This is a genomic window from Clostridia bacterium (assembly GCA_017554615.1).
In the GTDB taxonomy this organism is placed as follows: domain Bacteria; phylum Bacillota; class Clostridia; order UMGS1840; family HGM11507; genus SIG450.
Genome location: JAFZHY010000002.1, coordinates 12,948 through 32,539, shown reverse-complemented (window position 1 = coordinate 32,539; position 19,592 = coordinate 12,948). Strand labels below are relative to the sequence as shown.

The window sequence follows — 19,592 nt, the reverse complement described above, 5'->3', positions numbered from 1 at the left end:
ATGAATATTAAAAATCTTGCTAAAACTGCAGTTGTGGCTGCCCTTTATTGTGCTATGACTTTAACATTGGCACCAATAAGTTACGGAATAGTTCAGTTAAGAGTATCAGAAGTTCTTACAGTGCTTCCTGCTTTTTCCAAACATTCTGTTTTTGGCTTAACTCTTGGATGCTTTGTATCCAACTATATAGGAATGTCATTTACAGGCAGTGCAGGAATAATTGATGTAATCTTTGGAACACTGGCAACTTTTCTTGCAGCAATCTGTTCTTATTATTTTAGAAAAAACAAATGGCTGGTTGCTTTGTTCCCTGTGTTGTTTAACGGTGTTATAGTAGGAGGATATCTGCATTTTATTGCATTTAATACAGTAAATATATTTTTATGTATGCTAAGTGTTGCATTAGGGGAAGGGATAGTAACATATATACTCGGTATCCCTTTTATAAACTTTATATTAAAACATAAGAAAATAGGAGAAATTCTTAATGATTAATATTGAAAAATATCTTGACAAAGTGGAAAAACCGTCTCGTTATGTTGGGGGAGAATATAATAGTGTGGTAAAAAACAAGGATGATGTAGATATCCGTGTTGCATTCTGTTTTCCTGATACATATGAAATTGGTATGTCTCATCTTGGCTTAAGATGTATATACCACGTTCTTAATAATATACCTGATGTATGGTGTGAAAGAAGTTTTATGCCATGGACAGATATGGAAGAAGTAATGAGAAAAAACAATATCCCTCTTTACGCATTGGAATCAAAAGACAGTCTTTATGAATTTGATATGTTAGGGTTTACATTGCAGTATGAAATGAGTTATACAAATCTTCTTGCAATGCTTGATTTATCAGGCATACCTTTTTTATCTTCAGAAAGGGGAAAAAAGCATCCGATTATTTGCGCAGGTGGGCCTTGTGCAGTTAACCCTGAGCCATTAGCAGATATTGTAGACTTCTTTATGGTAGGAGAAGGGGAAGAAGTTTGGCAGGAGATTATAGATTTATATAGAAATTGTAAGAATGAGAATTTATCAAAGGATGAATTTTTATTAAAAGTTGCAAACATAAAGGGAGTATATGTTCCTAAATTTTATGATGTTACATATAAAGAAGACGGAACAATAGATAAAAGAACAACTCTTTTTGATGTACCTTCAGTAATTGAAAAAAGAGTGGTTGAAAATTTTGATATGTTACCTCATCCTGAAGAAATAATTGTGCCTTATACAGAGATAGTTCATGACAGAGTAACTCTTGAAATATTCAGGGGTTGTATAAGAGGTTGCAGATTTTGTCAGGCAGGTTTTATTTATCGACCTGTAAGGGAAAGAACACCTGAAAAATTAGTGGATATTGCCATAAATTCTTTAAAATCAACAGGGTACGACGAAGTATCATTATGTTCTCTTAGTACAAGTGATTATACTAAACTTGATGAACTTACTGATAAATTGATGGAATATACAGATGATAGAAAAATCAATTTCTGTCTTCCGTCATTAAGAGTGGATAATTTTAATTTGCCACTTGCAAATAAAGTTCAGAAAGTAAGAAAAACATCTTTGACTTTTGCACCTGAAGCAGGTACTCAGAAAATGAGAGATGTAATAAATAAAAATGTGTCCGAAGAGGATGTATTAAAAACATCTAAACTTATTTTTGAAAACGGATGGAACAGTGTAAAATTTTATTTTATGATTGGTCTTCCGTATGAAGAAGATGAAGATATTGTGGGTATAAAAGACCTTGCATATAAAGTTCAGGATACATATTATAGCATAGATAAAATGAATAGACCAAAAGGTGCAAGAATAACAGTAAGCACATCCTCTTTTGTTCCTAAACCGTTTACTCCGTTTATGTGGGCACCGCAGGACACTATGGATGAACTAAGAAGAAAACAGGATATCTTAAAAAGCGAAATGAAGTCTAAACTTATTAACTATAACTGGCATGATGCTGACCTTTCAATTTTAGAGGGCGTATTTGCAAGAGGGGATAGAAGATTATCTAAGGTTCTTATTGATGCATATAAAAAAGGATGTAAACTTGATGGCTGGAATGAACATTTTAAGTATGATTTATGGATGGAAGCCTTTAAGGATAATAATATTGACTATTCATTCTATAACCACAGAGAAAGAAGTTATGACGAAGTGTTGCCTTGGGACTTTATAGATGTGGGCGTTACCAAAAACTTTTTAATGAAAGAAAATGAAAAGGCAAAACAGGCAGTAACAACCCCTAATTGCAGACAAAAGTGTGCAGGGTGCGGCGTTACAAAACTTTGTGAGTGTAAGGAGTGCTTAAATGAATCTAAGAATTAAGTTTAATAAAACTAAAGATGCAAAATATATTTCTCATCTTGACCTGTTAAGAACCTTTAACAGAATGCTTATGAGAAGTATGCTTACACCCTCTTATTCTCAGGGGTTTAACCCGCATATTCTTCTTAATTTTTTGCATCCTTCATCAGTGGGAACAGAAACTTTAAACGATTGTGCCGATATTGTTATAGAAGGCGAATATGATACCAAAGAAGTTTTAAAAAATCTTAGAGAAGTTTCGCCTTTGGGAATAGAAATATGCGATGTAACAACTGATGATTCTTTAAAGTTTAATACTTTATGTGCTGCTATGTATACTGTAAAAATTGATACCAATAAGGATAAAGACGAAATAATTAACTTTTTAAGACAGGATGAAATTTTAATAGAAAAGAAAACTAAAAAGGGTATAAAAGAAGTTGATATAAAGCCTCTGTTTTTAAGTTATGAAGTGGAAGACAAAATTGTATTAAAACTTAAATTAAAAGCAGGAAGCAGCGAAAATCTTAACCCGCAACTTGTTTTAAAAGCCATGGAAAAACATATTGATAATATCAAAATATCAAATGTAAGAATTGTAAGGGAATATCTTATATCCGAAAACGGTGAAATTTTTTAAAAATATTAAAAATCAAAATCTCCATAAAAGTCATTTTATGGAGATTTTTGTAATATTTTGTATATTTTGCACAAAAACAAAGAAATTCTCTTAGTGCTTTTGACAATTTTAATAAAAAATGTTTGACATAATATTCTTTGTAATGTATAATATGTATGATAAACAAGTGGTAGGTGTTTTAGTGGAAAACAAAGGTGTTAACAATCCTGAAATAATCAATGGTGCAAAGTCAGGCGATAATGATTGTCTTAAGATAATATTTGATGAGTTCAGAAGTTATATCAGGAGTTTATCCAATAAATATTACCTTGCAGGTGCAGATAAAGATGATCTCGTTCAGGAAGGTATGATTGGCCTTTTTAAAGCGATAAGAGATTATGATTTTAGCGAAGGGGTTTTATTTTCTTCTTTTGCATCTTTTTGTATAAAAAGGCAGGTGCAGACTGCTCTTAAACTTTCTACAAGGAAGAAACATATACCGCTTAATTCTTCCATATCCCTTCATGCTCCTAAATTTTGTGAGGATGACGACGGAGATTCTATGGAATATTATGAGGATAAAAAAGAAATCAATCCTGAAGAGATTTATATAAACAATGAAACTTTTAATCAGCTTAATAAACTTTTATATGAATCTTTGAGTAAACTTGAACTTAATATTTTGATTTTATATAATCAGCATTTAAGTTATAAAGAGATTTCAGAAATTACAGGTAAAAGTGTAAAATCTATCGACAATGCGATTCAGAGAATCAAAAAGAAGATGGAAGTTATAAAAAATCAATATATGTCCATGTAGCTCATTGGCAGAGTGCTGTTTTTCGCGGGTATTTTTTTACTGTGGTTAATGGAGGAGACGGTTCGATTCCGGACGCTGGACTAAACAATATTTCTATTTTTTAAGGAGAGAAAACTATGTATCAAGACAAAACACTTATCTGCAAAGATTGCGGAAACGAATTTGTATTTACAGCAGGAGAACAGGAGTTCTACGCTGAGAAAGGTTTTGAAAATGAACCTGTTCGTTGCAAAGATTGCAGAGTGTCCAGAAAAGCAAGCATCCGTGAAAAAAGAGAACTTCACACAGCAGTTTGCGCAGAATGTGGCGGAGAAGCAAAAGTTCCGTTCATTCCAAGAGATGACAGACCAGTTTACTGCAGCGAATGTTTCAGCAAAAAAAGCGCTGAATAATTAAAAATATGTTTAAGCCCTGCGGGAGAATTATCCCTCAGGGCATTATTCATTTTGTTTTAAAAAAATGTTGCATTTACTATGTAACTTGTAGTATAATAATAAATAATAATGTGTAAATGGAGTGAATAAAATGAAAATAACAAAAGATACAATTATCGCAGACGTTTTAAAATTAGATGCAGACCTTGCACCTTTCTTTTTAGAAATCGGTATGCATTGTTTAGGTTGCCCTTCTGCAACCAGCGAAACTATCGAAGAAGCATGTGAAGTTCACGATGCAGACTGCGATTTATTGGTTAGTAAAATAAATGATTTTTTAGAAAAGGGGGCAAAATAAATTGACAGAAAAAATGTTGACATATAAGGATAAGCCTCTTTCACGTTGTGGCAATATGATTTATTACGGAGATTTTTCCGATAAGTATATTTCTATTATTGAAATTTTATCAGAAAAAGAGGAAAACGGAGTTAAAATTCCGTTAAGTCTTAGTATTAAACTTAATCAGAACTGTGGCAATTTAAAATTCAAGCCAATTAAAAAAGCAGAAAGAGACAGTTTGTATGTTGCTCTTGACCTTGCTGAATACTGGCTTAAAGAAGCTTTGGAGATGGATCCGTGATAGATTTTAAAAATCTTCTTAATTTAGAGTATATAATTGTACTTATTTTATCATTGGTAGCGTTTTTTATATCCATATCGTTTCACGAATTTGCTCATGGATATATCGCATATAAATTGGGGGATTCTACTGCTAAATTCAGCGGAAGACTCACTCTTAACCCCGTTAAACACTTTGACCTTTATGCAATACTCTTTTTTATAGTATTCCGTTTCGGATGGGCAAAAGGTGTGCCTATTGATTCAAGAAACTTTAAAAATGAAAAGCACGGTATGGTTTATTCTGCACTTGCAGGGCCATGCACCAATGTTATTCTTGCCTTTATATTTTTAAGTGTTGTTCGCATATTGGTAAATGTGGAGTTTAACTCGGATATAACTTATAATATTGCTTATTATGTAGTGCTTTTTTCCTGGCAGATGGTTCAGGTTAATTCAATGCTTGCAATATTTAATCTTATACCTTTGCCGCCTCTTGACGGTTCAAAGATATTTTATGCGTTTCTGCCCGACAGACTGTATTTTAAAATACTTTCTTATGACAGATATATGATGATTTTTTCTTTGATATTGGTATATGTTGGAGTTCTTGATAAAATTGTTTATACGGGCGTTAATAATCTTATATCAGTCCTTGAGAAACTAGTAGGAGTATTTTTATAAAAATGGAACAGATTACCTTTAAAACCCATGAATTTGAAGGGCCTCTTGATTTACTGTTGTTTTTAATAAAAGCAAATAAAGTTAACATTTATGATATACCGATTGTGGAAATATCCGAGCAGTATATAAAATATGTTAACGAAATGAAAGAGATGGACCTTGACTATACAAGCGAATTTCTTGTTATGGCAAGTGAACTTTTATATATTAAATCAAAAATGCTTCTTCCTGTTGAAAAAAATGATGACGGTGAGGTAATCGACCCTCGTACAGAACTTGTGGCAAAACTTTTGGAATATCAGAAATACAAAGAACTTTCTGAATTCTTAAAAGAAAGGGAAGATATCGGCAGGTTTTCTTTTGTTAAACCCCGTGCAAAAGTTAAGGGCATTAAATATAATAATGACGATTTGGATGTATCTCTTGTTGACCTTGTCAATGCCTTTCAGGATGTGGTGGACAGAATAGAGAGAAAACTTCCGCCGCCTAAAACATCTTTTGTGGGAATTGTTGCAAGAGAAGAGGTTAATCTTAAAGACAGAATTGATATAATACTTAAACATTTATCAAAAAATAAAAAAGTAGAGTTTGATGAACTCTTTATTACAACCTGCACTACAAGGCCGCAGATAATTGTAACCTTTCTTGGAGTGCTGGAACTTATTAAACTAAGCAAAATTACAGTTAAAAAATACGGTGATAATATGTATATCACATTAAAGGAAGAAAAATAATGTTAGGAATGGAAGATAAAGAGTTATATAACTCTATTGAGGCTCTTTTATTCGTTGCGGGAGACCCTGTATCAACAGATAAACTTGCAGAGGCTCTTGGAATTCCAATGGACGAATTAGAAGCCTTTATGCCTAAAATGCTTGACGAATACAATTATGAAAGAAGAGGCATAAAACTTATAAAACTCGAAAATTCTTATCAGCTTACAACCCGTTCGGAGTATTTTGATGCTGTTGTAAGAATGGTAACCCATAAACAAAAGCAGGTGTTATCTCCTGCGACTTTAGAAGTTCTCTCTATAATTTCATATAATCAGCCTATTACAAAAGCGGCTATTGAAAAGGTAAGAGGGGTAGACTCTTCTCACTCTCTTGCAAAACTTTTAGAAAGAGAACTTATCGAGCAAAGAGGAAGACTCAATGCACCGGGCAGACCTGTTTTATACGGTACAACAGACGAATTTTTAAGATGCTTTGGTCTGACTTCTTTAGATGAAATGCCAAATCTTAATGATGACTTATCCGAACTTGGAATGGAAACTGACCCTAATAAAGATAATGTTACATTTGATGAACTTGAGAAAAGAATGGAAGACGGAGAGTATGAAGAAGTAACTGATCCGTCATTTATATAATTTACATACGGAGGTGCTTAAAATGGCAGAACATCCTATTCAGGGAATAATGAGTACAGCATTGCAGAATATTAAAGAAATGGTAGATGTTAACACAATTGTAGGAACACCTGTTACTACTCCTGACGGTACAGTTATAATTCCTGTATCAAAAGTTGCATTCGGTTTTTGCGCAGGGGGCAGTGAATTTGGCAGTCCTGTTGTTAAAGAAGGCGGTCTTCAGTCTAATTTCGGCGGAGGCAGCGGCGCAGGGGTTTCTATTACTCCTGTTGCATTTTTAGTGGTTAACGGAACAAATGTAAGATTGATTTCTATGTCATCAGCATCTACTGCTACCGATAAAATTGTAGATATGATTCCTGAAATTTTAACAAAATTTAAGGAACTAATCAAAAAAGACAAAAAAGAAGAAACTATTAAATTCCAGAGCGATTTTGATAAAGAATTTGATGTGGAATAATTAACTTTTGCCCATTCATATACATATAAAAGACTGTATATGAATGGGTGATTTTTATGATAAAAAGGAATATTATTTTTACTTTGATATTTTTATTTGCAACCTTTACATGCTACGGAGCAGATTCAATTTCTGCAAAATCGTATGTTGTTATGGAGCAGTCTTTGAATAAAGTTTTAATGGCGAAAAATGAAAATGTAAGAATGAAACCTGCAAGTACAACAAAGATTCTTACTGCTATTTGTGCGCTTGAGGAAGGGAATCTTTCGGATATGGTAACTGCATCATATCTTGCAAGCAGTCAGGAAGGCTCATCAATATATTTAAAAAAAGGGGATAAACTCTCTTTGGAAAATATGGTGTATGGGCTTATGCTAAATTCGGGGAATGACGCAGCAGTTGCAATTTCTGAACATATAAAAGGAAATGTAGAGAAATTTGCATCTTTAATGAATAAAAAAGCAAAAGAAATCGGTGCAAAAAATTCTAATTTTACAAACCCCAATGGGTTAGACCACCCTGACCATTATGTAACAGCATATGACCTTGCTCTTATAACTTCATATGCCCTAAATTGCGAAAAATTTTCTGAAATTGTAAAAACTAAAACAAAGGTCATAAACGGAGAAAACGGTTTTAAAAGATTTTTAACAAATCATAACAGAATGTTAAATCAGTATGAGGGGTGTATAGGTGTTAAAACAGGGTTTACAAAAAAATCAGGAAGAACGCTTGTTACAGCGGCAGAAAGAGATGGTATAAAACTTGTTGTTGTTACTCTTAATGCGCCTGACGACTGGAGAGATCACGAAAAACTTTTAAACGAGGGGTTCTTAAGGGTAAAAAAAGAAAGAATAATAGAAAAAGACAGTATTGCAGGATACTCATTTGTAAAAGATGCATATGTAGATAAAGTTGATGTGCGTTTTAAAGAAGATTTTTACGGAGTGCTTATTGACGGTAAGAATGAATATATTGTAGAATGTAAATTTGATAAATTAAAAGCACCCATAAAAACGGGGGATAAAGCAGGGGAAGCAGTTGTTAAAATAAATAATAAAGAAATATATAAATGCGACCTTGTTGCTTCAAAAGAAATTGAAAGAACAAAAAAGGCGACATATATTGAATATTTAAAAAAGGTGTTTAGGGTATGGTAAGACTACAAAAGTTTATAAGTGAATGTGGATATACATCAAGGCGAAAGGCAGAAGAGATGATTCTTAATAAAAGGGTAAAGGTAAATGGTGTCATTGCCGAACTTGGTGTTAAAGTTGATGAACTTACAGACAGGGTTGAAATTGACGGGAAACTTATAAAAAAAGAAGATGAAAAAGTATATATAATGATAAATAAGCCGACAGGATATCTATCTTCCGTATCTGACGACAGGGGAAGAAAAACTGTGGTTGACCTTCTTAATATTAAAGAAAGAGTTTTCCCTGTGGGGAGGCTTGATTATGATACAGAAGGGCTTTTGATTTTAACTAATGACGGAGAATTTACCTATAAAGTAACTCATCCGAAGTTTGAAATAACAAAAACATATGTTGCAACTTTAAATAAAAATTTAATTAAAGAGGATAAACAAAAACTTTTAGACGGTGTTACAATAGAAGACTACATTGCAATAGCAAGTGTTATAGAAGAAATAAATGAAGAGAAAAAGGAAGTTCTTATAACAATATCTCAGGGTAAAAACAGACAGGTAAGAAAAATGTTTGAATCGGTTGGATATAAAGTTTTAAAACTTAAGCGAATAAGCATAGGAAACCTTATGCTCGGCAGTTTGAAAAGGGGAGAATGGAAGAAACTTTCCCAAAAAGAATTAGATAGAATTTTTAGCGAAAAATGTAAAAAAAACTATTGATTATCTGGTAAAAATAGGGTAGTATATAAATGATGGGTAAAAATGGGTTTATGGCTGAAATTTTGGCTTAAATCTTTACTTAATATAAAAAAATCAGGAGGGTATTATGGATAATCTTGAAAAACTAAAACTCTTCCGTGAAATGGCTGAAAATAAGAAAACAGCATCCGGAAGTGTAAGCGGGAAAAAATCCGCAAAAGAAAGATTGGAAATGTTATTTGATGACGGTACATTTATCGAAACAGATTCATTCTTAAAAAGCAGAAATGTTCTGACAGGTGAAACTAACTATGCTGACGGTGTTATTGCCGGTTACGGTACAGTTATGGGTAAACTTGTTTACGCATACGCTCAGGACTTTGGTGTTCTTAACGGTTCCATCAGCGAAATGAACTGTAAAAAAATTGCAAAAGTATATGACGCAGCTCTTAAAACAGGTGCACCTATCGTGTCTGTTATTGATTGCGGAGGTATAAGATTAGATGACGGTCTTGACGCGCTTTGTTCATATAACGAAGTTATGAAAAAAGCAGTGGACGCATCAGGTCTTGTTCCACAGATTTCAGTTGTTTTAGGTGTATGCGCAGGTAGTATGACATTTATTCCTGCAATTTCAGATTTTTCATTTATAGTAGACAAGCAGTCTGAAATGTACATCACAAGCAAGGAAGTTTTAAAAGGTGTTAACAATGAAGATAATGTAGATTTTGCTTCTGCATCATTTAACGGTGCAAACGGTTCTTGCGAATTTGTTGCAAAAAGCGAAGAAGATGCCTTTTTAAATCTTAAAAAACTATTAGGCCTGCTTCCTTCAAATAATTTTGAACAGGCAGAAATTACAGATACATCTGACGACTTTAACAGAGCAACCCCTGATATTATAAATATTATTCCTTCTGATGACAAATCAGAATACGATGTAAAAGATATTATAAAATCAGTTGCAGATAACTTTGATTTTATGGAAGTGTCTGAAACTTATGCTAAAAATATGGTAACAGGATTTATCAAATTAGGCGGAATTACCGTTGGCGTAGTTGCAAACCAGCCTAACGAAAAGGGCGGAGTAATTGATAATCTTGGTGCTAAAAAAGCAGCAGACTTTATCACAAAATGCGACAGTTTCAATATCCCTGTGCTTTCATTTACTGATTCTGAAGGTTTTGAATTATCTTTAGAAGACGAAAAATGGGGTATGATTAAAGACGTTGCTAAACTTGGTTATGCATTTGCATCATCAACAGTAGCAAAAGTTAATGTAGTATTAAGAAAAGCATATGGCGCAGCATACCTTTATATGAATTCTAAACAAATGGGCGCTGACCTTTCTTATGCGCTTCCAACTGCTGTAATCACAGCAGCAACTCCGGAAGTTGCCCTTAATATGTTATATGCAGACGAAATTAAAAAATATGACGACCCTAAAGCAGGCAGAATAGAAATTATGAATAAATATAAAGATGAAGTTGCATCTCCATACGAAGCTGCTAAACGCGGATATATAGATGATGTAGTTGACCCTGAATATTTAAGACCTGTTTTAGTAAGTGCATTTGATGTTCTGCTTACCAAAAGAGAAGATATTATAGACAAAAAACACGGTAATATGCCGTTATAATATGAGGTGGCAAGTATGGATAAAATGGGCGAAGGCGTAGTTGTTTTAGTTATTGGTATGACAATCGTTTTCTCGGTTTTAATTCTTCTTTGGGCAATTCTTTTAGGCTTTGAAAAAATCTTTTATAAAGCACCTGTGAAGAAAAAAGAAAAATCACAGGCTCCTGTTAAGAAAGAAGAAGTTTTGGAAGTAATCGAAACCCCTTATGAAGACGATTTGGAAATTATTGCAGTAATTACTGGGGCAATATGTAATATGACAAACAGTGATGCGTCAAAATTTAAGATTAAATCAATTAAAAGAATCAGTAATTGGAATAAATAGGAGGAAAAGAAAATGAAAAATTATATAATCAGTGTTAACGGAAAATCATATGATGTTACAGTAGAAGAAGTAGGAGCAGGAGTATCTTCTGCACCTGTTATGCAGTCTGCACCAGCAGTTGCTCCTCAGGCACCTAAAGCTGCGCCTCAGGCAAGTGCACCAGCAAACGGAACAAAAGTTGAAGCTCCAATGCCTGGTACAATCTTAAAATTAAATGTTAAAGTTGGCGATACAGTAAATGAAGGACAGGCTATTGCAGTTTTAGAAGCAATGAAAATGGAAAATGATATCCCTGCACCATGCGCAGGTAAAGTTGTATCTGTTAATGTTAATGTTGGTGGAACAGTTGAAACCGGAACTGTTATTGCTGTTATCGGTTAATAAAAAATAACAGTAAATAATAAGGGAGGTTTTGCTTTGAATATTATTGATAGTTTTTTAAACTTTATAAGCACAATGGGCATACTCTCTATCACATGGCAACAGGCTGTTATGATTGTTATATCATGCGTTCTTTTATATCTTGCTATTGTAAAAGAGTTTGAACCTATGCTTTTATTACCGATTGCATTCGGTATGCTTCTTACAAATATTCCAAATTCAGGTGTATATCATCCGGAATTTTTCCAGTTGCAGGAAAACGGTGCGTCAATGGTTCCGTTCTCTCAGATAATAAAGAGCGGTGGAATATTTGACTATTTGTATCTTGGGGTTAAGTTTGGTATATTTCCGCCTCTTATCTTTATGGGTGTTGGCGCAATGACAGACTTTGGTCCGCTTATTTCAAATCCTAAGATTTTATTCTTAGGCGCTGCGGCTCAGCTTGGTGTTTTCGTAACATTCTTTGGCTCATTACTGTTAGGCTTTACCGTAGAAGAAGCATCATCTATCGGTATTATCGGTGGTGCTGACGGTCCTACTGCGATTTTTGTAACCAAAACTTTAGCACCACACCTATTGTCTGCTATTGCTGTTGCTGCTTATTCATATATGGCGCTTATTCCTATTATTCAACCGCCTATTATGAAAGCGCTTACAACCAAAAAGGAAAGAGAAATTGTTATGAGTCAGTTAAGACCTGTATCAAAAACAGAAAAAATTATCTTCCCTATATTGGTAACAATAGTTATTGCACTTGTATTACCAGATGCTACAGCACTTGTTGGTATGCTTATGCTTGGTAACTTAATGAAAGAATCAGGAGTAGTTGAAAGATTATCTAAAACTGCTCAGAACGAACTTATGAATATTGTAACAATCTGCTTAGGCGTAAGCGTTGGTGCAACTGCAGTTGCAGAAAATTTCTTAAGTTTAAATACAATTAAAATTATAGTAATGGGACTTGTTGCATTCGGTATCAGTACAGCAGGTGGATTACTTCTTGGTAAACTTATGTGTAAATTATCAGGAGGAAAAATCAATCCTCTTATCGGTTCTGCAGGTGTATCTGCTGTTCCTATGGCTGCTCGTATGTCTCAGAAAGTTGGTCAGGAAGCAAATCCTAAAAACTTCCTTTTAATGCACGCTATGGGCCCTAATGTTGCAGGTGTTATCGGTTCTGCAGTTGCTGCAGGTGTATTCCTTGCAATGTATAAATAATGGAGGTAAATAAAATGAGTAAAGTAAAAATTACCGAAACTATCCTAAGAGATGCTCATCAGTCTCAGATTGCTACAAGAATGACAACTGATGATATCTTACCGATAGTTGAAAAATTAGATAAAATCGGGTATCACTCTTTAGAATGTTGGGGAGGAGCAACATTTGACTCCTGCTTAAGATTCTTAAATGAAGACCCATGGGAAAGACTTAGAAAAATCAAAGATAAAGCACCTAACACAAAACTTCAGATGTTATTTAGAGGTCAGAACGTTTTAGGTTACAGACACTATGCAGATGATGTTGTTGAATACTTCGTGCAAAAATCAATTTCAAACGGTATTGATATCTTAAGAATATTTGATGCTTTAAATGATGTTAGAAATCTTCAGACAGCAATTAAAGCAGACCAGAAAGAAAAAGGTCATGTTCAGGCTACTGTATGTTATACAATAAGCCCTGTTCACAATATCGAATCATTTGTAAAAATGGGTAAAGAACTTGAAAATATGGGTGCAAATTCTATTTGTATCAAAGATATGGCAGGTCTTTTAACACCTTATACAGCATATGACCTTGTTAAAGCAATGAAAGAAGAAATTAAAATTCCTCTTCAGCTTCACACTCACTATACATCTGGTGTTGCTTCTATGACTTACTTAAAAGCAATCGAAGCAGGAATAGATGTTGTTGATACTGCTATGTCTCCATTTGCACTTGGTACAAGCCAGCCTGCAACAGAGCCAATAGTTGCTACACTTCAGGGAACAGAGTATGACACAGGAATAGACCTTGATAAATTATCAGAAATCACTGATTACTTCAGTGCATTAAGAGAAAAAGCATTAGCATCAGGTCTTCTTGACCCTAAAGTATTAAAAGTTGATATTAACACACTAAAATATCAGGTTCCTGGCGGAATGTTATCAAACCTTGTTTCTCAGCTTAAACAGGCAGGTAAAGAAGATAAGTTTGATGAAGTGTTAAAAGAAGTTCCAAGAGTAAGAGAAGAATTAGGATATCCGCCTTTAGTTACACCTACCAGCCAGATAGTTGGTACACAGGCAGTTTTAAATGTAATCAGTGGAGAAAGATATAAAATGATTTCCAATGAAACAAAAGGTCTTGTAAAAGGCGAATACGGTAAAACTCCTGTAGAAATCAAGCCTGAAATAATTGAAAAAATTATAGGCGGCGAAGAAAGAATTACTTGCAGACCTGCAGATAAAATCGCTCCTGAACTTGATAAACTAAGAGAAGAAGCAAAACAGTATATGGAACAGGATGAAGACGTTTTATCATATGCATTGTTTGATAAAGTAGCAGTTAAATTCTTTGAGCAGAGAAAAGCAGCCAAATATAAAATGGATGTTGCTCATATGGATAACGAAAATAAAATTCATACAGTATAATTAAAAAGATGGTGCAATGCACCATCTTTTTTGTATTAAATTATTCACAATTTTGTAATATATTTGTATTTGAACTTTGTCGTATTTTGGGTTATAATGTAAATGGGTTTTTATACCCTTATATCTATCGAAAATGAAGGAGGCATTATGAAAAAGAAAAATATTATAGCCCTTATTTTATTTGTATTTTTTTTAGTAAATATAATTGCAATAATAATTCCTGTTTTTGTAAGAGCAGAGGATAACATTAAAGTTAAATATAATAATAAAATTATAAAATCTGATGTAGCACCTATAATACATAATGACAGGGTTTTAGTTCCTGTAAGAATGATATTTGAAGCCATAGAGGCAGATATCGAGTGGAACGCTAAAACAAGAGTAGTTACTATAATAAACGGCGAAGATACTATTAAATTTACTATTGACAGCGATATTGCATATGTAAATAAAACAAAGCATAAACTTGACACTGTTGCAAAAATTATTTCAGACAGAACTTTTGTTCCTCTAAGATTTATAGCAGAAAACAGTGGTCTTCAAGTTGACTGGTCAGATAAGGAAAGAACAGTTTATCTTAAAGATAAAGAAGATGAAGAAAAAGAAGAAGTTAAGAAAAATTATCTTTTAGATATATCTGTAAAAGATGATGAAATTACTTTAACCTTTAAAAATGAAGATATAACATTTAATTCTTTTTCTTTATCAGAGCCTTTAAGACTTGTAGTAGATATAGATAACTGTATAAGAGATACAAAAAAAGAGCCTGAAATTGATAGCGATTTTTATAAAACTTTAAGATATGCTCAGTTTTCTAACGATCCTATCGTTGTCCGTTTAGTTGCAGAACTTAATGAAAAGGTTGAATATGATTTTAAGGTAAAAGACAATAAACTTACAGTTAAATTCTACGAAAAAGGCGAAAAACCGTCCGATGATGAAGATGAAGAAGATATAGAAGATGAAGAAATAATATATAAAGAGCCAGTCTATAATAAAAAATATCCTACCGTTGTATTAGACCCTGGCCATGGTGGTTCTGACCCTGGAGCGTTAGGGGAAGTAGATGGCGAAATTATATTAAAAGAAAAAGATGTTAATTTAAAAATTGCCTTAAAGGTTTATAAAATTTTAAAAGAAGAAAAAATAAATGTGTATATGACAAGGGGAAAAGATGTGTATCTGTCCTTATTAGAAAGATGTGAGTATGCAAACAAAAAAAATGCCGACTTATTTGTAAGTGTGCATAATAACGCTACTGAAAACCCAGAAACAAGTGGTACTATGGTAATGTATGCATATGATACTAAAAAAGAAGGATATGATATATCGGGTGAAGAGTTTGCAAAAATTATGCAAAAACATCTTGTAAAAGCAACCGATGCAAAAGATTTCGGCCCAAGAAAAAATGCATCTTTATATGTTGTAAAAAATACTACTATGCCTGCTGTTATAACCGAGTCGCTTTTTATAACCAATGAAGAAGACAGGGAAAAACTTATGGATAATAAATATATAAATGATATAGCAAAAGCAATAGCAAACGGTATTATTGAAGTTTTAGATATATAAAGGAAGTTTAATTATGAAAATAGGAATATTGGGAGGCACCTTTAATCCCATTCATAAAGGCCATATTGAAATAGCAAAAACAGCCTGTGAAAATTTAGGGCTTGGTAAAGTTATTTTTATACCGAACGGAATTCCTCCGCATAAAAAATCAAGTTCAATTTCAAATGAAGATAAACTTAATATGTTAAATATAAGTTTATTAAATTACCCTCAGTTTTTTGTGGATACTTTTGAAATTGATAAAAATGACACTTCCTATCTTTATTTAACATTGGAATATCTTAGAAAAAAATATCCTTTTGACGAACTTTATTTTATTGCAGGGTCGGATAATATTGATAAAATATCAGGCTGGAAAAACCCCGAAGAGTTATTTAAATATGCAAATTTTGTGTTTGTTAAACGCCCTGAATATGAACTTGATAAAAATATTATAAAAAATTTAGAAGAAACTTATAATGCAAATATATCCGTAATAGATTTTTACGGGATCGATATTTCTTCATCATGTATAAGAGAAGCGTTTGAAAATTTTATCAAGGTAGAAGATAAACTTCCATCAGGTGTGTTTTCATATATTGCAGAACACGCAGTTTATCCTTGTGATAAAATAAATAAGTTAAAAGAAAAACTTGACGATAAAAGATTTATCCACAGTAAAAATGTGGCTTTTGAGGCGTATAAGTTAGCAAAAGTATATAACGAAGACTGCGAAAAGGCATATTATGCAGGTCTTCTTCACGACTGCGCAAAAAAAATAGATTTAGATGAGCAGTTAGATTTAATAAATAAATTTAACACCTATCCTCTTATGGAAAATGAACTGTCCTATCCAAAGGTACTTCACGCTCTTACAGGCAGTATAATTGCTAAAAGGGAATTTAATGTATCGGATAGAGAAATACTTGATGCAATTCGTTTTCACACCTTGGGAAACAAAAATATGACACTTCTTAGTAAGATTATATATATAGCCGATTTAATAAGTTCGGACAGATTGTATAAAGGTGTTGAAATTTTAAGAGAAATGGCTTATAATAATATAGATAAGGCAATACTTATGTCTATTGAAAATACTGTTTCTTATCTTGGCGAAGATAAAGTACAGACTAATGTATTAGAATTAAGAGATTATATTAAGGAGAATTTATAAATGGATGCATTAAAAAAAGCAAAGAAAATTGTTGAACTTGCAGACCTTAAAAAAGCCCACGATATCGACCTTATAAAGATAGAAGGTGTATCATCAATAACTGATTATTTCGTAATATGTACAGCTAATTCTGAGCTTCAGGTTAAAGCAGTTGCAGACGAAATAGAATTCAAATTAAAAGAGGAGGGAATTGTCCCTACTCATATTGAAGGATATCAGACAGCAGGATGGGTGCTTCTTGACTATAATGATGTTGTATGCCATATATTCAATAAAGAATCAAGAGCATTTTATTCTCTTGAGAGATTATGGCAGGATGCAGAAAGAATAGATATAAGCGATATTATTACAGAATAGGAGAATTAAGGCAAAATGGAATATAATTTTAAAGATATAGAAAAGAAATGGCAAAAAATATGGGATGAAAAACAAACTTTTAAAACCAGCACAGATTATACAAAAGAAAAATTCTATGCATTGGTAGAGTTCCCTTATCCGTCAGGTCAGGGGCTTCATGTTGGTCATCCAAGGTCATATACTGCTCTTGATATAGTTTCAAGAAAGAAAAGACTTGAAGGATATAATGTTTTATATCCTATGGGATGGGATGCATTCGGTCTTCCTACTGAAAACTTTGCAATAAAGAATAAAATTCATCCTAAAATAGTTACTAAGAATAATGTTGAAAGATTTAAAGAACAACTTAAATCTTTAGGTTTTTCTTTTGACTGGTCAAAGGAAATAAACACAACTGACCCTGAATATTATAAATGGACTCAGTGGATTTTCTTAAAACTTTTTGAAAAAGGCCTTGCATATAAAAAGGAAATGGCAGTTAACTGGTGTACTTCATGTAAAGTTGTTCTTGCAAATGAAGAAGTGGTTAACGGTGTTTGTGAAAGATGCCAGAGCGAAGTTGTAAGAAAAGTTAAAAGCCAGTGGATGTTAAAGATTACTGAATATGCAGAAAGACTTATTCAGGACTTAGACGAAGTTGACTATGTTGACAGGGTTAAAACCCAGCAGATAAACTGGATAGGAAAATCAACAGGTGCAGAAGTTGATTTTGAAACTACTGTGGGGAATAAACTAAGAGTTTATACTACCCGTCCTGATACCTTATTTGGTGCTACATATATGGTAGTATCCCCTGAACATCCGTTTATTGAAGAATATAAAGATGTAATTTCAAACTATGATGATATAGTAGTATATAAAGAAGAAGCAAATAAAAAATCAGACTTTGAAAGAACTGAACTTGTTAAAGAAAAAACAGGTGTTAAAATTGAAGGTATAAAAGCAATTAACCCTGTTAATAAAAAAGAAATTCCAATCTATGTATCCGATTATGTTCTTATGACATATGGAACAGGTGCTATTATGGCAGTTCCTGCTCACGATACAAGAGACTGGGAATTTGCAAAGAAATTTGACTTGCCGATTATAGAAGTTGTAAAAGGCGGCGAAGATGTTTTAAAAGAAGCATATTGTGAAACATCTTCAGGAGAACTTTGTAACAGTGATTTCTTAAACGGTCTTGAAGTTAGCGAAGCAAAAGAAAAAATTATAGAATTCCTTGAAAAAGAAGGCATAGGAACAAAGAAAGTAAACTATAAATTAAGAGACTGGGTATTCTCCCGTCAAAGATATTGGGGAGAGCCTATTCCGATAATTCATTGTGAGCATTGCGGATATGTTCCTGTTCCTGAATCAGAACTTCCTCTTATGCTTCCTGAAGTAGATTCATATGAGCCTACTGATACAGGAGATTCTCCACTTTCTAAAATGGAAAGTTTTGTTAATACAACTTGTCCTGTATGTGGTAAGGATGCCAAAAGAGAAACTGATACTATGCCTCAATGGGCAGGTTCATCATGGTATTTTTTAAGATATATTGACCCTGATAATAAAGATGAATTAGCATCAAAAGAAGCATTGGAATACTGGACACCTGTTGACTGGTATAACGGAGGTATGGAGCATACAACCTTGCATCTTCTTTACTCAAGATTCTGGCATAAGTTCTTATATGATATAGGAGTAGTTCCTACAAAAGAGCCATATGCAAAAAGAACTTCTCACGGTATGATTCTTGGCGAAAACGGAGAAAAGATGAGTAAGTCAAGAGGTAATGTTGTAAACCCTGACGATATCGTATCAGAATTTGGTGCAGATACAATGCGTTTATACGAAATGTTTATAGGCGATTTTGAAAAATCAGCACCATGGTCTGCAACAGGTATTAAAGGTTGCTCCAGATTTATCGAAAGAGTATGGAACTTAAATAATGCAGTGGTTGACGGAGACGAGTACTCTGAAAAACTTGAAAAATCAATGCATAAAACAATTAAAAAAGTATCAATGGATATTGAAAACCTTAAGTTCAATACTGCTATCGCAGCAATAATGTCATTCTTAAACGATGTTTACAAGGTTGGCAAAATAAATAAGAAAGAACTTAAATCACTTCTTATTTTAATAAATCCTTTTGCACCTCATGTTACAGAAGAAATGTGGGAGTTAAACGGGTTTGACGGAATGTTAAATGAGGCAAAATGGCCTGTTTATGACGAAGAAAAAACAGTAGATAACGAAATAGAAATAGTTGTGCAGATAAACGGTAAAACAAGAGATAAACTTATCATCCCTGCCGATTTGCCGAAAGAAGAGTATGAAGTAAGAGCAAAAGAACTTGATAATATTAAAACTAATATTGAAGGCAAAACTATTGTTAAGGTTATTTCAGTTCCTGGCAAACTTGTTAATATTGTTGTTAAATAGGAGT

At 33.1% G+C, this 19,592-nt stretch carries 22 protein-coding genes; all 22 read left to right on the top strand.

The features are described 5' to 3' along the window. The 22 genes from IKZ35_00245 to IKZ35_00140 all read left to right on the top strand — a co-directional run bounded on the left by IKZ35_00245 (window position 1) and on the right by IKZ35_00140 (window position 19,588). On the top strand, window positions 1-495 hold the full coding sequence (locus IKZ35_00245) for a QueT transporter family protein (GenBank protein MBR4892395.1): 495 nt from the start codon (window positions 1-3) through the stop codon (window positions 493-495). Further along, window positions 488-2,335 (top strand): TIGR03960 family B12-binding radical SAM protein, encoded by a 1,848-nt coding sequence (locus IKZ35_00240; protein ID MBR4892394.1) that lies wholly within the window; start codon window positions 488-490, stop codon window positions 2,333-2,335. The genes IKZ35_00245 and IKZ35_00240 overlap by 8 nt, the downstream gene beginning before the upstream one ends. After that, window positions 2,319-2,954 (top strand): TIGR03936 family radical SAM-associated protein, encoded by a 636-nt coding sequence (locus tag IKZ35_00235; protein MBR4892393.1) that lies wholly within the window; start codon window positions 2,319-2,321, stop codon window positions 2,952-2,954. Before IKZ35_00240 ends, IKZ35_00235 begins: the two co-directional genes overlap by 17 nt. A gap of 181 nt (window positions 2,955-3,135) precedes the next feature. Then, window positions 3,136-3,753, top strand: coding sequence for a sigma-70 family RNA polymerase sigma factor (locus IKZ35_00230; protein ID MBR4892392.1), 618 nt, complete (start codon window positions 3,136-3,138; stop codon window positions 3,751-3,753). Window positions 3,754-3,869: 116 nt separating this feature from the next. Continuing rightward, the gene (locus IKZ35_00225) at window positions 3,870-4,145 is read left to right on the top strand and encodes a zinc-ribbon domain containing protein (protein ID MBR4892391.1); all 276 of its coding nucleotides are present in this window, start codon (window positions 3,870-3,872) and stop codon (window positions 4,143-4,145) included. Between the two features lie 133 nt (window positions 4,146-4,278). Beyond that, window positions 4,279-4,485, top strand: coding sequence for a DUF1858 domain-containing protein (locus IKZ35_00220; GenBank protein MBR4892390.1), 207 nt, complete (start codon window positions 4,279-4,281; stop codon window positions 4,483-4,485). A 1-nt stretch (window position 4,486) separates the two neighbouring features. Beyond that, the gene (locus IKZ35_00215) at window positions 4,487-4,768 is read left to right on the top strand and encodes a hypothetical protein (protein MBR4892389.1); all 282 of its coding nucleotides are present in this window, start codon (window positions 4,487-4,489) and stop codon (window positions 4,766-4,768) included. After that, the gene (locus IKZ35_00210) at window positions 4,765-5,430 is read left to right on the top strand and encodes a site-2 protease family protein (protein MBR4892388.1); all 666 of its coding nucleotides are present in this window, start codon (window positions 4,765-4,767) and stop codon (window positions 5,428-5,430) included. Before IKZ35_00215 ends, IKZ35_00210 begins: the two co-directional genes overlap by 4 nt. 2 nt (window positions 5,431-5,432) lie before the next feature. After that, entirely contained in the window at window positions 5,433-6,164 is a 732-nt protein-coding gene (locus IKZ35_00205; protein MBR4892387.1) for a segregation/condensation protein A, read from the top strand. Next, the gene (gene scpB / locus IKZ35_00200) at window positions 6,164-6,799 is read left to right on the top strand and encodes an SMC-Scp complex subunit ScpB (protein ID MBR4892386.1); all 636 of its coding nucleotides are present in this window, start codon (window positions 6,164-6,166) and stop codon (window positions 6,797-6,799) included. Before IKZ35_00205 ends, scpB begins: the two co-directional genes overlap by 1 nt. 22 nt (window positions 6,800-6,821) lie before the next feature. Beyond that, on the top strand, window positions 6,822-7,259 hold the full coding sequence (gene ytfJ / locus IKZ35_00195; GenBank protein MBR4892385.1) for a GerW family sporulation protein: 438 nt from the start codon (window positions 6,822-6,824) through the stop codon (window positions 7,257-7,259). A 56-nt stretch (window positions 7,260-7,315) separates the two neighbouring features. Further along, window positions 7,316-8,419: a D-alanyl-D-alanine carboxypeptidase gene (locus IKZ35_00190; GenBank protein ID MBR4892384.1), complete on the top strand. Its 1,104-nt coding sequence runs from the start codon at window positions 7,316-7,318 to the stop codon at window positions 8,417-8,419. Further along, window positions 8,413-9,129, top strand: coding sequence for an rRNA pseudouridine synthase (locus IKZ35_00185; GenBank protein MBR4892383.1), 717 nt, complete (start codon window positions 8,413-8,415; stop codon window positions 9,127-9,129). The genes IKZ35_00190 and IKZ35_00185 overlap by 7 nt, the downstream gene beginning before the upstream one ends. A gap of 106 nt (window positions 9,130-9,235) precedes the next feature. Beyond that, window positions 9,236-10,747, top strand: a complete 1,512-nt coding sequence (locus IKZ35_00180; GenBank protein ID MBR4892382.1) for a methylmalonyl-CoA carboxyltransferase — start codon at window positions 9,236-9,238, stop codon at window positions 10,745-10,747. 15 nt (window positions 10,748-10,762) lie between these two features. Beyond that, window positions 10,763-11,071: an OadG family protein gene (locus IKZ35_00175; GenBank protein ID MBR4892381.1), complete on the top strand. Its 309-nt coding sequence runs from the start codon at window positions 10,763-10,765 to the stop codon at window positions 11,069-11,071. A gap of 12 nt (window positions 11,072-11,083) precedes the next feature. After that, window positions 11,084-11,452 (top strand): biotin/lipoyl-binding protein, encoded by a 369-nt coding sequence (locus IKZ35_00170; protein ID MBR4892380.1) that lies wholly within the window; start codon window positions 11,084-11,086, stop codon window positions 11,450-11,452. 111 nt (window positions 11,453-11,563) lie between these two features. Next, window positions 11,564-12,670, top strand: a complete 1,107-nt coding sequence (locus tag IKZ35_00165) for a sodium ion-translocating decarboxylase subunit beta (GenBank protein ID MBR4892379.1) — start codon at window positions 11,564-11,566, stop codon at window positions 12,668-12,670. A 14-nt stretch (window positions 12,671-12,684) separates the two neighbouring features. Then, window positions 12,685-14,082, top strand: coding sequence for an oxaloacetate decarboxylase subunit alpha (locus IKZ35_00160; protein MBR4892378.1), 1,398 nt, complete (start codon window positions 12,685-12,687; stop codon window positions 14,080-14,082). A gap of 147 nt (window positions 14,083-14,229) precedes the next feature. Further along, window positions 14,230-15,654, top strand: a complete 1,425-nt coding sequence (locus IKZ35_00155; GenBank protein MBR4892377.1) for an N-acetylmuramoyl-L-alanine amidase — start codon at window positions 14,230-14,232, stop codon at window positions 15,652-15,654. 13 nt (window positions 15,655-15,667) lie between these two features. Continuing rightward, window positions 15,668-16,807, top strand: coding sequence for a nicotinate-nucleotide adenylyltransferase (locus IKZ35_00150; GenBank protein MBR4892376.1), 1,140 nt, complete (start codon window positions 15,668-15,670; stop codon window positions 16,805-16,807). Further along, on the top strand, window positions 16,808-17,164 hold the full coding sequence (gene rsfS, locus IKZ35_00145; protein MBR4892375.1) for a ribosome silencing factor: 357 nt from the start codon (window positions 16,808-16,810) through the stop codon (window positions 17,162-17,164). Between the two features lie 15 nt (window positions 17,165-17,179). Next, window positions 17,180-19,588, top strand: a complete 2,409-nt coding sequence (locus IKZ35_00140; GenBank protein MBR4892374.1) for a leucine--tRNA ligase — start codon at window positions 17,180-17,182, stop codon at window positions 19,586-19,588. The last annotated feature ends 4 nt before the right edge of the window (window positions 19,589-19,592 follow it).

What these genes read in the sequence shown, in the direction of transcription:
- IKZ35_00245 (MBR4892395.1), top strand. Translation starts at nt 1, where the DNA reads ATGAATATTAAAAATCTTGCTAAAACTGCAGTTGTGGCTGCCCTTTAT.
- IKZ35_00240 (MBR4892394.1), top strand. Translation starts at nt 488, where the DNA reads ATGATTAATATTGAAAAATATCTTGACAAAGTGGAAAAACCGTCTCGT.
- IKZ35_00235 (MBR4892393.1), top strand. Translation starts at nt 2,319, where the DNA reads ATGAATCTAAGAATTAAGTTTAATAAAACTAAAGATGCAAAATATATT.
- IKZ35_00225 (MBR4892391.1), top strand. Translation starts at nt 3,870, where the DNA reads ATGTATCAAGACAAAACACTTATCTGCAAAGATTGCGGAAACGAATTT.
- IKZ35_00220 (MBR4892390.1), top strand. Translation starts at nt 4,279, where the DNA reads ATGAAAATAACAAAAGATACAATTATCGCAGACGTTTTAAAATTAGAT.
- IKZ35_00205 (MBR4892387.1), top strand. Translation starts at nt 5,433, where the DNA reads ATGGAACAGATTACCTTTAAAACCCATGAATTTGAAGGGCCTCTTGAT.
- scpB (MBR4892386.1), top strand. Translation starts at nt 6,164, where the DNA reads ATGTTAGGAATGGAAGATAAAGAGTTATATAACTCTATTGAGGCTCTT.
- ytfJ (MBR4892385.1), top strand. Translation starts at nt 6,822, where the DNA reads ATGGCAGAACATCCTATTCAGGGAATAATGAGTACAGCATTGCAGAAT.
- IKZ35_00190 (MBR4892384.1), top strand. Translation starts at nt 7,316, where the DNA reads ATGATAAAAAGGAATATTATTTTTACTTTGATATTTTTATTTGCAACC.
- IKZ35_00185 (MBR4892383.1), top strand. Translation starts at nt 8,413, where the DNA reads ATGGTAAGACTACAAAAGTTTATAAGTGAATGTGGATATACATCAAGG.
- IKZ35_00180 (MBR4892382.1), top strand. Translation starts at nt 9,236, where the DNA reads ATGGATAATCTTGAAAAACTAAAACTCTTCCGTGAAATGGCTGAAAAT.
- IKZ35_00175 (MBR4892381.1), top strand. Translation starts at nt 10,763, where the DNA reads ATGGATAAAATGGGCGAAGGCGTAGTTGTTTTAGTTATTGGTATGACA.
- IKZ35_00170 (MBR4892380.1), top strand. Translation starts at nt 11,084, where the DNA reads ATGAAAAATTATATAATCAGTGTTAACGGAAAATCATATGATGTTACA.
- IKZ35_00165 (MBR4892379.1), top strand. Translation starts at nt 11,564, where the DNA reads ATGATTGTTATATCATGCGTTCTTTTATATCTTGCTATTGTAAAAGAG.
- IKZ35_00160 (MBR4892378.1), top strand. Translation starts at nt 12,685, where the DNA reads ATGAGTAAAGTAAAAATTACCGAAACTATCCTAAGAGATGCTCATCAG.
- IKZ35_00155 (MBR4892377.1), top strand. Translation starts at nt 14,230, where the DNA reads ATGAAAAAGAAAAATATTATAGCCCTTATTTTATTTGTATTTTTTTTA.
- IKZ35_00150 (MBR4892376.1), top strand. Translation starts at nt 15,668, where the DNA reads ATGAAAATAGGAATATTGGGAGGCACCTTTAATCCCATTCATAAAGGC.
- rsfS (MBR4892375.1), top strand. Translation starts at nt 16,808, where the DNA reads ATGGATGCATTAAAAAAAGCAAAGAAAATTGTTGAACTTGCAGACCTT.
- IKZ35_00140 (MBR4892374.1), top strand. Translation starts at nt 17,180, where the DNA reads ATGGAATATAATTTTAAAGATATAGAAAAGAAATGGCAAAAAATATGG.